Raw genomic sequence first — 12,642 nt, forward strand, 5'->3', positions numbered from 1 at the left:
CAAATGAGAAAATATATCCTATTGCTTTTTGCAACAACAAGTTTTGTACTAAGCACAAGTTGTGATCGTGATTTAGAACAAATTAATATCAACCCCAATCAACCTTTGGAAGTAACAACCAATGGATTGTTTAATAATACAAACAAAGAGTTGATGACTAGAACACGCAGAGGCATGTCCTCTGGACGAATGGCTCTGCCTTGGATTCAATATTCTGCCCAACGAAATTATACGGCAGAAGATCGCTATCAATTCAGAAATGAGGTCAACAATAGTTTGTATACGGATATCTTTTTAGCTGTAAAAGGATACAAACAAATTATTGATATAGTCAATGATCCTGCCAATGCGGCTAAAGTAGCTACTTATGGAGATCCTGCTAACCAATTGGCTGCGGCGCGTATTATGATTGCCTATGCTCAATTGCAATTGGTGGATATGTATGGCGATGTTCCATATTATTCCTATGCTTCAAAAGATCCCGATTTTCAAGCCATGACCTTAGGAACTGACCACGAAATACCAACACCTAAATTTGCTCCTCAAGAAAAAATTTATACCGACTTAATGAATGAATTGAAAGAAGCCGCTGAATCTATTAATCTAAATGCAACCAATGTATTTAATTCAGGTGATTTTCTATTCGGTTCCCCTTTGAAATTGAAGAAATTTGCCAATTCACTTCGTTTGAGAATTGCTAATAGGGTGAAAAATGTTCTTCCCATCGCTCAAACACATTTGGCAGAACTAACTGCAAATCCCGAGAGTTTAATGCAGTCGAATGAGGATAATGTTGGACAAAAATTTCAAAATGATCCTGTAAAACCAGCTCCTTTTTATTTTGATGCATTTATTTCTAGAAGGAATGATTTTTCGCCAACCAATACTTTTGTCGAATTGCTAAAGGGAGAAACAAAAACAGCACATCCTAATCCTTTTGCTACAATTGTCGATCCAAGATTGTTTAAAATGGTAGCTCCAGTGAGTCAGTTGGTTACAAGTGAAAACGGAAAACAGACTGAAGTAACAGTGGCCTTTTATTATGATGCTTCCAAACCAGAACCTTGCATAGAGAAAAATGATTACGTAGATCGAACTGCTGATTTGTATAATGGAATGCCTATCGGAATTGTGGATGCTTATACAGGAAGTCAGCTTGCTTATGCTTCCCAATTTAGCGGTACAGTGTATAAAGCCGATTATACAGAAATACTGATGGAATATGCAGAAGTCGCTTTCATTTTAGCAGAATTGGGAGTAGACCCCCAAGCAAATTATGTGAATGGAATTAAAGCCTCTATGCAAAAATGGAAGGTAGAACCTAGTGCTATGGATGATTATCTAGCGCAATCACTTGTTGTGAATCAAGAAACAATACTCACGCAAAAATATATTGCTTTGTTTTTCCAACCTTATGAAGCTTGGGCGGAATACAGAAGAACAAAATACCCAAAAACACTGTTATTTCCCGGACAAAGTCACGAGTTAATCGCTCCAGGACCACAACAACAGACAGAATATACTTTTACGCCATTAAACGGATTGACTGATTTGCCTGGACGAATTACATACCCTACAGATCTTAATCTCGTTAATAAGGCTAATAAGGACGAAGCAGCAGCTAGAATGGGAGGAGATCTCATGAATACCAAATTAATTTGGGCTGAATAATTTTTTAGGTTAGAAGAAAAAGGATTCTCTGAAAAGGGAATCCTTTTTTGTTGAGTAAGGTATAGTTTGTATTAACGAAGACTGATAAATAAGCAAATGAGTAATTTTATTTTCGTTTTTAACCTTCCTTTCTTCTTATGCCGCCTCGCTTATTGCTTAAAACCATCCAGTAAAAAATCGTAATATTGTAAATAAAAAGATGAAATACATCTGTGTAGACTGTGGACAAGAACATGAGGATTGGCCTGCCTTAGCTTATCCAACTCCCTTGAGCTATGCTCAATTGACAGAAGAAGAGAAAAAAGAAGCTGAAGTAACTAGTGATTTCTGTGTCATTATCCATCCAGAACATACTTATTATTTTATTCGTGTTGTTTTAATTCAAACGGTGGTAGATGCTTGTCAAGATTTAGATTATGGCGTATGGGTATCACTCAGTGAAAAAAGCTTTAAAGAATACTATGAAAATTTTGAAAATAAAGCGTTCAAAACTACTTATTTTGGATGGCTCAATAATCATATTGGTCCCTATTCCTTTGATACCTGTATGGAAATTGGTACTAATGTAGAAGTAGACAATGAAAAAGGACGCCCTTATATCTACTTACATCAAAAAGAAAATAATGAGTTGATTCGCGATTTTTACAGTGGAATCACAACAGAAGAAGCAACAAAAAGAATCCAAGTCGCTTTGGGTAATTAAAAAAAAAAACAGGAGGTTAGAACCTCCTGTTTTTTTTAAAATGACAATCTGATGATGCGATCCAATTGTTTTTTATTGATATCTGTTGGAGCTGCATTATAAAGTTCTAACTTCAAAAGTGAAACAATCGCAAAGAAATCAGTTGCTAGTACTTTGTAATACCCTTCGAAGTCTTGTTCTGTTTTATCTTCAAGTTGTTTTATCTTTTTGCTTTCCTCCATTAAATTTCCAACACAAACTAAGATCTGATCAAAAGTCTTTGTTGAAGTATGCATTTGTAAGAAACCAAATTCAAAAAGCAAATCTTGTAAGCTGTTCACTTCTCTTTCTAAGGTTTTATCATGACTTAAATGCAAGGTTAATTTTTCCTTTTGTAAAATGGTGTTCAACTGGGTGAGGAAATGAAAGAAGATTTCTTGCTTCTTTTCAAAGACCATCAAGTTTCGCTCTCTGGATTCTTCACTTTTCGTTTGTCCTTGTAAAAGTAAAACAGTAATAATAGCTGTAATGACGACACCTAATAAGGTACCGAAGAATTGGGCAGGTAGCGAACTGAGTTCGAAAATTTCAAAAGTAACTGCAGTGATTAAGAATATAATCGTTAAAATAAGCACAGCGCCACGTGAAAAATTTGGTTTTAACTTCATTATCAAAGATTTGTATAAGTAATAATGGATTGAAATGATAAGGGATCAAAGTACAACTTATTTTGAATTGGACGAGTACTTTTTTGAGATAACCTTAGAATACACAAGTAGAATTTGATTATTCTTAATAAAAAGAATCTTTTTTTATACTTCGTATAATAAGATGTGTTTTTTTGCGTTTTATAGGGGTATTTAGCCTAAAATCATGAAGTATTAAAAAAATATTAAAATACCAGCTGTACACTTGATTTGATCAGAAAAAAGAGTATGTTTATACAACGTAAGATTTTAAAAAATAGAATTATGAAAACAAGAATAATGTTGAACTATGCAACGACTGTCTTAGAAAGCGTTAGTTTTGACTCGAAATTGTTTTATAAAGAGTTACAAAAAGCACTAAATCATTTAGTTCCTTATGATGTTGAACAATTAGGTAAATGGGTGAGTAGCTTCGTGCAAGAAAAACCTGAATTAAGCGATTCGCTACATTTATTAAACGTATAAAATGAAAAAGCTATCTCATTGAGATGGCTTTTTTTATATCTACCTGATAACAGTTGTCAATTATCAGTTATCAGATAAATTTTCTGATTTAAGGGTATATTTTCTTTAATCGATGATCTGACGAAAAATCAACTTGCAAAAAAGCAAAAAAACAAAAAAGTCAATCTAAAGATTATCAGTTGAATTTTCTGATTTAAGAATATATTTTCTTTAATCGATGATCTGACGAAAAATCAACTTGCAAAAAAGCAAAAAAATAAAAAAGTCAATCTAAAGATTATCAGTTGAATTTTATGATTTAAGAATATGTTTTCTTTAATCGATGTTCTGACGAAAAAGCAACTTGCAAAAAAACGAAAAAGCAAAAAACAAATCGAAACATTATCAATCATCAGATTTATTACCTTTTCTTTATCTTTGAATGTAAATGAACACCAAAATGAACGCATATATAAGTATAAATATCAAGGTAAATGACTTATTTCTATCAATCAAGTCAAGTAAAACAAATGAGTTACAAATCAGAAAAAGAAAGAATAGAGGATGAGGTTGTATGTAAAAAACATGGTTTGTCATCGTTGTATCTTAGCAGTGGAACAGATTCTTCAAACGATGAATTATACAGCTGTTGCTATTCAATTGGGCGAAGTTGAAATACAAGAGCAATTAGTAGAGAAAGAACTGCAGCACTTGCGTATGCAATTGGAGAAAATCGGATTTGAACTTCTCAACGATAAAGAACGTCAAGTAGTTACTCAAATAAAATCGCTGTTAATTGGTTTATTACAATCCGAGCAGTGGACATTAGAAACTCCCTTGTCATCGTATTTAGCTGAACAATTAAATAGAGATTATTTGTATTTGACACAGCTTTTTTCTCAGATAGAATCCACAACGATTGAACAGTATTTCATTCACCTGAAGATTGAGCGAGTAAAAGAACTATTAGTTTATGATGAATTAACGCTAAAAGAAATTTCTTTTCAATTGAATTACAGCAGTGTAGCTCATTTGAGTACACAGTTTAAAAAAATAACGGGGATGACACCTACTGCTTTTAAACAATTGACGACTCCACATCGAATACAAATTGATCACTTATAAAAAGACAAAAGCCCTAAATTTAGGGCTTTGTTATATCTAAGAGTTTGATTTTATCGCTATAATTTACAATCTTAATTGTAATGGGATCATTGTTGGCATTTCGACCACTAATAATATACAGTTTACCTTTTTCAAAATCAACATTACTTTGATCAAAGTCAACTTTACCATATTGTAGTGATTTTCGGATGTCATCTTCCACAACCCATCCTTCTTTTAATTTAAATTCTGCATCTGAACTATATTGAACAGGCTTGCTTCTCAAATCTTTCAAAACTCTACAATTCGGTAAATAACAAAACTCTGTTTTCTTTTCTCCAAAAAAGTAAAATAAAAACATGCAGCCAATCAAGAGGCCAAACAAATAATACGCAAGTCTTTGTATAAAACTCATTTCTTTAAAATTTGTACAAAAGTAGCAATATAGCGTTGTAAAACTAAATAATTGGCAAAAAATTAGAATGCAAAAAGTCGAATGTCTTTATAGTCCAGATTAAACCAATCTGCAACTACCTTATTTGTTATTAAACCTTTATACGTATAAATTCCAGATTTTAAGACATTATCTGTAAATACAGTGCCTTCTAGGCTGCCATTGTCAGCAAATTCTAAAAGAAAAGGAGTAATTACGTTACTAATAGCCATAGAAGCGGTTTTACAATAACGAGAAGTAATGTTGGGAACTCCGTAGTGAATTACTTCGTATTTTCGTTTGGTTGGATATTCGTGTGTGGTAAGCTCAGAAGTTTCAAAACATCCTCCATTATCAATAGCAACATCGATAATCACGGCATCTTTTTTCATGCTTTCAACCATGGTTTGCGTCACGACAATAGGGGAGCGATTTTTACCGCGAATAGCACCAATAGCTACATCACATCGCATTAGAGCTTTTAAAAGAATTTTATCCTGAATCGTAGACGTAGCAACAGGAAAAGGTAAATTATTTTGTAATCGTCTTAATTTTTGAATAGAATTGTCGAAAATGCGAACGTTAGCACCCATACTAATGGCTGTTTTAGCCGCGTATTCTGCGACAATTCCCGCTCCTAGAATGACAACTTCTGTTGGAACGACTCCTGTAATATTTCCCATTAATAGCCCTTTGCCATTATTGGTGGTGGTCATTAATTCAGAGGCAATTTGGATGGATGCAATTCCTGCAATTTCACTTAAAATACTCGTAGCAGGGAAAGAACCGTGTTTATCCTGAATAAACTCAAAACCAATGGCAGATATTTTCTTTTTTGCCAACGCTTTAAAATAGGAAGGATCTAGCGTTTTTAACTGGATGGTTGACCACAATACACTATGAGGAGTCATGAGTTTTATTTCATCCAATGTAGGAGGAACCACCTTAACCACAATAGGACAACCAAATACTTTTTTTGGATCCGTTGTAATTTCTGCTCCCGCTTTGCTGTATTCTAAATCACTATAACTAGAAGCCTCTCCAGCTCCTTTTTCAATTAATACACGATGACCGTAGGCATGTAGTGTTTGTACAGCCTCAGGTGTGATGCAAATTCTCTTTTCAATCGAGAAGTTTTCTTTCGGTACCCCAATGAATAATTCACCCTTGCGTGGCTCTACTAACAAGCATTCCTCTTGAGGGAGTAAGGTTTTTTTTGAAAAAGGATACATTTTGGACATAGGTATTCGTTAAGCATTCGTAAGCGTTAATTTTCTTTCCAGGGTATCTAAGATAGTGATTTCTATTGTGCTATGATCATCTGGAATTAAATTAGGTGTTTGGTCTGGCCATTCAATAAAACACCAATTTCCACTATAGAGATATTCTTCAAACCCAAAATCATAGGCTTCTTCTTCTTCTTCTAAACGATATAAATCGAAGTGGTATAAAGTATCGTGGGAATGGGGGATGTCATAAGCATTGACAATAGAGAAGGTTGGGCTACTTGTCATGGTTGTAACCCCCAATTGTTTCGCTAGCGCTTTAATAAACGTGGTCTTTCCAGCCCCCATTGGGGCCTGAAATAGAACAATTTTATGCGTTAATAAAGGTAGAATTTTAGCTGCAATACGGTCAATCTCCTCTAGTTGATAAGTGAATTCCATTTATTTTGGGTTTAATATGATAAAGGGAACAATCATTTCTTCTAGCGATATACCTCCATGTTGATAGGTATTTCTAAAATAAGACACATAATAGTTGTAATTATTTTGATAGGCCAAGAAACAATCATTCTTTGCAAAAATAAAGGAACTACTTAGATTTATAGCGGGTAGTTGAATCTTTTTTGGATCTTTAACCACATAGACATCTTTCTTCTCAAAAGTCAAGCTCTTTCCTGTTTTATAGCGAAGATTTAAACTGGTGTTCTTATCGCCAATAACTTTGGAAGGAGTATTGCAATTGATGGTTCCGTGATCCGTGGTTATAATTAGTTTAAAACCTGCTTGTTGCGCTTGTTGGATAACATCCAATAGCGTTGAGTTCTTAAACCAACTTGTGGTTAAGGAACGATAGGCTTTGTCGTTAGAGGCTAATTCTTTGATTACTTCCATCTCTGTTTTGGCATGAGACAACATATCAACAAAATTATAGACAATTGTAATCAGTTGATTGTGTTTGATTGCATTGAAATTGTCTACGAGTTTTCGACCCTCTTTTTGTCCAACAATCTTAAAGTACTCGTTGGGAATAGTTAAACGCAGACGCTGTAATTGCGCTTGTAAAAAGTCGTTTTCATGTAAGTTTTTTCCTCCTTCATCCACATCGTTTTTCCACCAATCAGGATGCATTTGTTCCATTTGTAGCGGTGTTAAACCTGAGAAAATAGCATTTCTAGCGTATTGTGTCGTTGTAGGTAGAATAGAAAAAAACGTATGTTCACTTTCTATTTTATAGTGATTGGATACCAGTGGTTCAAACGACCTCCATTGATCGTATCTCATGTTGTCAATAACGAGAAAGAGAATCTTATTGTTCTCTTTTTTTAGTTCAGGTACTACCCATTTTTTAAAGATTTCATGAGAAAAAGTAGGGCGATCAGTGGTAGAATTCATCCACGTTTCGTATTTTTTTTCAATAAATTTTCCAAATAGACTATTGGCCTCACTTTTTTGCCCCTCTAAAATATTAATTAGATTTTGATCCTCAATATCTTCGAGTTTACTTTCCCAAAACAAAAGCTTGCGGTAAAGCGAAATCCAATCTTCATAGGTGTTAACGGCCATGAGGTCCATCGCAATATTTCGAAATTCCTTTTGATAACTCAACGAGGATTTTTCCGATACAATACGCGAATCGTCTAAATTCTTTTTTAAACACAAGAGAATTTGATTGGGATTAACAGGTTTGATTAGATAATCTGCAATTTTGGCACCGATTGCCTCCTCCATGATATATTCTTCCTCGCTTTTGGTAATCATGACCACTGGAAGGCTGTTTTTAATGCTTTTGATTTCGTTTAATGTCTCTAAACCAGTTAAACCAGGCATGTTTTCGTCTAGAAAGACAATGTCAAAATGATGTTGATTCACGAGTTCAATCGCATCAGCGCCATTGGTAGCTGTGGTAACAGCGTAATTTTTTTTTTCTAAAAAGAGAATATGCGGTTTTAATAGATCAATTTCATCATCAACCCAAAGTATATTAATTGCATTCATAAGTATAGAAGTTCAACTATTTTAATTTATTACAGTTTGCTGTATAGCTTTTTATTTGAAAGATTACAGTTTATAACGTAAAAATTATAAATATATATATAAATATAAGGAGTAAATTTTGTATTCCAATTTAGGAAGCGATATTTTTGTAGTTATTTAAGAAGTTAATGTATTATTCGTTTATTATTCCTGTTTACAATCGACCTGATGAAACAGATGAATTGTTGGCTAGTTTAACTAAGCAAACTTTTCAAGGCAACTTTGAGGTGGTAATTGTAGAAGATGGATCAGCCGTTGATTCTCGATCTATTGTGGAGAAATATCAAGATCAGCTTGATATCTCTTATTATTATAAAAGCAATTCAGGGCCTGGAGATTCTAGAAACTACGGCATGCGAAAAGCAAAAGGAGATTATTACATTATCTTAGATTCGGATTGCATTATACCCGAAAGCTATTTGTGTATAGTGGATCAATATTTACAAGAGAAATACGTTGATTGTTTTGGTGGACCAGACCGTGCTTTATCTAGTTTCACGGAGGTGCAAAAAGCCATTAATTTTGCGATGACTTCCTTTCTCACTACAGGAGGTATTCGCGGAGGATCCGAGCGATTGAGTAAATTTCAACCGCGAAGTTTTAATATGGGAATTTCAAAAAAAGCTTTTTTGGCTTCGGAAGGGTTTGGAAAAATTCACCCAGGAGAAGATCCCGATTTAACCATTCGACTTTGGAACTTAGGCTTTCATTCAGAGCTTTTTCCACAAGCATATGTGTATCACAAAAGAAGAATTGATTGGAAGAAGTTCTTTGTGCAGGTCAATAAATTTGGAAAAGCGAGGCCTATTCTCAATCAGCGCTATCCAGAATATGCCAAAATGACGTATTGGTTTCCTAGTCTTTTTATCGGAGGGCTTCTGGTAAGTCTTTTATTCCTATTGATTGGGTTTTATTCGTTTTTTTTACTTTATTTGTTGTATTTTTTCTTAGTTTTTGTGATATCTTTGATGAAAGAAAGAAATTTTAGGGTTTCGATTCTGTCTGTTTGCGCTGTTTTTGTACAATTTTATGGCTATGGCACAGGCTTTGTTAAATCAAATTATATCTTATACATTTTAAGAAAAAAACCAGAAGAAGGAATGCCTGAAATGTTTTTTAAATAACAACAAAGAAGATGAGTATTATTGTAGGCTTAACTGGGGGAATTGGCAGCGGAAAAACAACCGTTGCTAAATTGTTTGAAAAACACGGAGTGCCCATTTATATTGCGGATGAACGCGCGCGAATGATTATGGAACAACCAGAGGTGATCAAAGCCGTACAACAAATATTTACAACATCCGTTATTAATGAACATGGATTGCTCAATCGCGCTAAAATCAAACAATTGGTTTTTGACAACAAAGCCTTACTGGATCAACTCAATCATATTGTCCATCCAAGGGTAAAAAAAGATTTTGAAGATTGGTTAGAAAAACATCGAGAATGCCCGTTTGTTATCAAAGAAAGCGCAATTTTGTTTGAAAGTGGATTGGAGAAAAGTTGTGATTTAGTCATTTTAGTAGTTGCTCCTGAGTCGGTTAGAATAGAACGTGTTATGGCAAGAGATGGAGTTTCAAAAGAACAGGTGCTAAAAATTATAAATAATCAAATGAAAGATGAGGAAAAGATAGGAAGAAGTCAATATATAATTGAAAATAATAACAAAAAAACAATTGAAAGTGATATTATTTCGATAATACGCGATATTAATTTAAAAAATCATTTAATTTAATCGGTTAATTTTATGTTAACTACTAGGGAATATACATTATTAATCATAATTTTGAATTGCGATGAATAAATTACGATTTAGAGTACTTGTCGGTATAATGAGTTTTTCATTAATTGGGATCATCATCGTACAATTATATTGGATTGTTAGTTCGTATAACAACAATGAAGAACAGTTCAAGTACCATGTTCAACAAGTTATTGGAAATGTAGCAAACGCCATGGAGCAAAACGAAGCGATGGAGTTTTACAAGATGTACAATGATTTGAAGGATAGTATTGGCGAACCGCCAAAACAAAGTGAATTAAAAGAGATCGTTTTTTATGAGCGCAACCCAAGAACAAATGAGTCGATATTTTACTCAAACACATTGGTTCTTGAAGATTTTAATTTGCGAAGTTCGTTCTTTGATAAGAGAGCCGATAGTACAAACATTAAAAGTTTTGTAGCTAGGCGAAAAACGGAAATCCACAAAGGGAATTCTTTTGATAGAGGAGGTGACAATTTACATCAAAACTATCCCGATGAGGTAATTGAGAAATCAGGGAACCTCGATGTATTGGACAAAGCACAGTTTGAAATATATTTTAAAGATATTGTTGCACTAAAACGAGTAGACGAGCGAATTTCAAAAGAAAAACTCGACGAATTACTCAAGAATGAGTTACATCAATACGGAGTAAATGCCAAATATGAATTTGGTGTATACAACAAGGGATTGGCAACTAAAATTAAGTCAGACGATTTCGAATACAGTGAAGGATCTACTTATGGAGTACCAATTTTAAAAAACAACGACGGAAAGAGTAAGTATCATTTATATGTGACTTTTCCAGAAAAAAGTAAGTATTTATTTTCTTCTTTAATCGGGATTACCTTTTTGTCGATTTTGTTTACCGTTGTGATTATTGCAGCTTATTTAAATGCGATTAATCAGTTGATTAAGCAGAAGCAGATTTCAGAAATGAAAACAGACTTCATTAACAATATGACGCACGAATTTAAGACGCCTATTGCAACAATTAATCTAGCTTTGGATGCAATTAAGAATCCAAAGGTTATTGGAAATCCGGAGATGGTTGAGCGATACCTCAATATGATTCGGGAAGAAAATAAACGCATGCATGCACAAGTGGAAAATGTGCTTCGAATTTCAAAACTTGAAAAGAAAGAGTTTGAAGCAGATAAAGAAGCAGTGGATATACATGAGGTGATTGAATCAGCTGTGGACCACGTTAGCTTAATTATCCAAGATAGAGGAGGAGAAATCAACCTTCATCTTGACGCAAGAAGATCAGATATTTTAGGAAATGATTTTCACTTAACCAGCGTAATGGTTAACATGCTAGATAATGCTATTAAATACTCAAAAGAAAGACCTATTATTGATGTATATACAGAGAATATCAAAGATTTTATCTTGATAAAAGTTGTGGATCAAGGAGTAGGAATGAGTAAAAATGCACAAAAGAGAATTTTTGATAAATTCTATCGTGAACATACAGGAGATTTACACGATGTAAAAGGACATGGATTAGGGTTAGCTTACGTACAACAAATCGTAGAAGACCACAATGCACAAGTATATGTTGAGAGTGAAAAAGGTAAAGGAAGTACGTTCATTATTAAAATGCCATTAATAAATTAATCAATATATGGAAACAACAAACAACAAAAAGATTTTATTAGTAGAAGACGATCCAAACTTTGGAGCGATCTTGAAAGATTATTTAGCCATTAACGACTTTGAAGTTACATTAGCTAAAAACGGAATGGAAGGTTTCGAAAAGTTTAAACGCGATACTTTTGATCTTTGTATTCTTGACGTCATGATGCCTTATAAAGACGGGTTTACTTTAGCCAAAGAAATTCGCGATAAAAACAAGGAAGTGCCTATTATTTTCTTAACTGCAAAATCAATGAAAGAGGATGTGTTAAGAGGATATAAAGTAGGAGCAGATGATTATTTGAATAAACCTTTTGATTCAGAAGTTTTATTGATGAAAATCAAAGCGATTATTCACAGAAAAACATCAGAGGTAAAAACTGATAACACGAAATTTGAATTCCAAATTGGCAAGTTTCATTTAAATTCTAAATTGAGATTCTTGACGTTCCAAGACCAAGAGCCAATTAAGTTATCCCCAAAAGAGAATGAATTGCTGAAATTATTGGCTATTTATGAAAATGACTTAATGCCAAGAGAAGTTGCTTTAACGAAAATATGGAGAGATGATAACTATTTTACTTCTCGTAGTATGGACGTTTATATTGCAAAATTGAGAAAGTATTTAAAATTAGACGAAGCTGTTGAAATTTTAAATATTCACGGAGAGGGATTCCGTTTAGTAGTAAAAGGAGAAGGAGAGGAGTAATCTTTTCCAAATAAAATAAAAAGGAGTAAGATGTTGTCTTACTCCTTTTTTTGTTAACGGTTAACAGTTCTAATTTCCTGGAAAGATCAATCGTTCTTTAATCGAAAATTGGACGAAAAGTATATTCGTGAACGGTTTACAGTTAACAGTAAATAGTTCTAATTTCCTGGAAAGATCAATCGTTCTTTAATCGAAAATTGGACGAAAAGTATATTCGTGAACGGTTTACAG

At 33.6% G+C, this 12,642-nt stretch carries 13 protein-coding genes; 8 read left to right on the top strand and 5 right to left on the bottom strand.

The features are described 5' to 3' along the window. Window positions 1-3 precede the first annotated feature (3 nt). Window positions 4-1,671 (top strand): SusD/RagB family nutrient-binding outer membrane lipoprotein, encoded by a 1,668-nt coding sequence (locus tag HX004_RS15125; RefSeq protein ID WP_286443436.1) that lies wholly within the window; start codon window positions 4-6, stop codon window positions 1,669-1,671. 199 nt (window positions 1,672-1,870) lie between these two features. Beyond that, a complete protein-coding gene (locus HX004_RS15130; RefSeq protein WP_286443437.1) occupies window positions 1,871-2,374 on the top strand; it encodes a DUF2199 domain-containing protein in 504 nt (167 codons plus the stop codon). Between the two features lie 35 nt (window positions 2,375-2,409). Here HX004_RS15130 and HX004_RS15135 read toward each other — a convergent pair whose 3' ends face one another. Beyond that, window positions 2,410-3,021: a hypothetical protein gene (locus tag HX004_RS15135; RefSeq protein WP_286443438.1), complete on the bottom strand. Its 612-nt coding sequence runs from the start codon at window positions 3,019-3,021 to the stop codon at window positions 2,410-2,412. A 303-nt stretch (window positions 3,022-3,324) separates the two neighbouring features. Between HX004_RS15135 and HX004_RS15140 the strand changes: the two genes are divergently transcribed. Together HX004_RS15140 and HX004_RS15145 are read left to right on the top strand one after the other, a co-directional pair. Further along, window positions 3,325-3,525: a hypothetical protein gene (locus HX004_RS15140; RefSeq protein ID WP_286443439.1), complete on the top strand. Its 201-nt coding sequence runs from the start codon at window positions 3,325-3,327 to the stop codon at window positions 3,523-3,525. Between the two features lie 543 nt (window positions 3,526-4,068). Continuing rightward, the gene (locus tag HX004_RS15145) at window positions 4,069-4,629 is read left to right on the top strand and encodes a helix-turn-helix domain-containing protein (RefSeq protein WP_286443440.1); all 561 of its coding nucleotides are present in this window, start codon (window positions 4,069-4,071) and stop codon (window positions 4,627-4,629) included. Between the two features lie 19 nt (window positions 4,630-4,648). Here HX004_RS15145 and HX004_RS15150 read toward each other — a convergent pair whose 3' ends face one another. The 4 genes from HX004_RS15150 to porX form a co-directional block, all read right to left on the bottom strand. Next, a complete protein-coding gene (locus HX004_RS15150; protein ID WP_286443441.1) occupies window positions 4,649-5,023 on the bottom strand; it encodes a DUF4258 domain-containing protein in 375 nt (124 codons plus the stop codon). A gap of 62 nt (window positions 5,024-5,085) precedes the next feature. Then, window positions 5,086-6,282, bottom strand: coding sequence for an alanine dehydrogenase (locus HX004_RS15155; protein WP_286443442.1), 1,197 nt, complete (start codon window positions 6,280-6,282; stop codon window positions 5,086-5,088). Between the two features lie 9 nt (window positions 6,283-6,291). After that, complete coding sequence (tsaE, locus tag HX004_RS15160; protein ID WP_286443443.1) at window positions 6,292-6,708, bottom strand: tRNA (adenosine(37)-N6)-threonylcarbamoyltransferase complex ATPase subunit type 1 TsaE; 417 nt, start codon at window positions 6,706-6,708, stop codon at window positions 6,292-6,294. Beyond that, window positions 6,709-8,262: a T9SS response regulator signal transducer PorX gene (porX, locus tag HX004_RS15165; protein ID WP_286443444.1), complete on the bottom strand. Its 1,554-nt coding sequence runs from the start codon at window positions 8,260-8,262 to the stop codon at window positions 6,709-6,711. Between the two features lie 167 nt (window positions 8,263-8,429). Here porX and HX004_RS15170 point away from each other — a divergent pair, with 167 nt between their 5' ends. The 4 genes from HX004_RS15170 to HX004_RS15185 all read left to right on the top strand — a co-directional run bounded on the left by HX004_RS15170 (window position 8,430) and on the right by HX004_RS15185 (window position 12,411). Continuing rightward, window positions 8,430-9,425 carry a glycosyltransferase family 2 protein gene (locus HX004_RS15170; RefSeq protein WP_286443445.1) on the top strand — a complete coding sequence of 332 codons (996 nt, stop codon included), beginning with the start codon at window positions 8,430-8,432 and terminating at the stop codon, window positions 9,423-9,425. An 11-nt stretch (window positions 9,426-9,436) separates the two neighbouring features. Continuing rightward, window positions 9,437-10,036, top strand: a complete 600-nt coding sequence (gene coaE, locus HX004_RS15175; RefSeq protein WP_286443446.1) for a dephospho-CoA kinase — start codon at window positions 9,437-9,439, stop codon at window positions 10,034-10,036. Between the two features lie 61 nt (window positions 10,037-10,097). Next, window positions 10,098-11,684: a sensor histidine kinase gene (locus HX004_RS15180; RefSeq protein ID WP_286443447.1), complete on the top strand. Its 1,587-nt coding sequence runs from the start codon at window positions 10,098-10,100 to the stop codon at window positions 11,682-11,684. 7 nt (window positions 11,685-11,691) lie between these two features. Then, on the top strand, window positions 11,692-12,411 hold the full coding sequence (locus HX004_RS15185) for a response regulator transcription factor (protein ID WP_002986137.1): 720 nt from the start codon (window positions 11,692-11,694) through the stop codon (window positions 12,409-12,411). Window positions 12,412-12,642 lie beyond the last annotated feature (231 nt).

This window comes from Myroides sp. 1354 (assembly GCF_030324495.1).
Lineage (GTDB): Bacteria > Bacteroidota > Bacteroidia > Flavobacteriales > Flavobacteriaceae > Flavobacterium.

Excerpts from the sequence above, each read along its gene's own strand:
- HX004_RS15125 (WP_286443436.1), top strand. The coding sequence starts at position 4 with ATGAGAAAATATATCCTATTGCTTTTTGCAACAACAAGTTTTGTACTA.
- HX004_RS15130 (WP_286443437.1), top strand. The coding sequence starts at position 1,871 with ATGAAATACATCTGTGTAGACTGTGGACAAGAACATGAGGATTGGCCT.
- HX004_RS15135 (WP_286443438.1), bottom strand. The coding sequence starts at position 3,021 with ATGAAGTTAAAACCAAATTTTTCACGTGGCGCTGTGCTTATTTTAACG.
- HX004_RS15140 (WP_286443439.1), top strand. The coding sequence starts at position 3,325 with ATGAAAACAAGAATAATGTTGAACTATGCAACGACTGTCTTAGAAAGC.
- HX004_RS15145 (WP_286443440.1), top strand. The coding sequence starts at position 4,069 with ATGAGGTTGTATGTAAAAAACATGGTTTGTCATCGTTGTATCTTAGCA.
- HX004_RS15150 (WP_286443441.1), bottom strand. The coding sequence starts at position 5,023 with ATGAGTTTTATACAAAGACTTGCGTATTATTTGTTTGGCCTCTTGATT.
- HX004_RS15155 (WP_286443442.1), bottom strand. The coding sequence starts at position 6,282 with ATGTCCAAAATGTATCCTTTTTCAAAAAAAACCTTACTCCCTCAAGAG.
- tsaE (WP_286443443.1), bottom strand. The coding sequence starts at position 6,708 with ATGGAATTCACTTATCAACTAGAGGAGATTGACCGTATTGCAGCTAAA.
- porX (WP_286443444.1), bottom strand. The coding sequence starts at position 8,262 with ATGAATGCAATTAATATACTTTGGGTTGATGATGAAATTGATCTATTA.
- HX004_RS15170 (WP_286443445.1), top strand. The coding sequence starts at position 8,430 with ATGTATTATTCGTTTATTATTCCTGTTTACAATCGACCTGATGAAACA.
- coaE (WP_286443446.1), top strand. The coding sequence starts at position 9,437 with ATGAGTATTATTGTAGGCTTAACTGGGGGAATTGGCAGCGGAAAAACA.
- HX004_RS15180 (WP_286443447.1), top strand. The coding sequence starts at position 10,098 with ATGAATAAATTACGATTTAGAGTACTTGTCGGTATAATGAGTTTTTCA.
- HX004_RS15185 (WP_002986137.1), top strand. The coding sequence starts at position 11,692 with ATGGAAACAACAAACAACAAAAAGATTTTATTAGTAGAAGACGATCCA.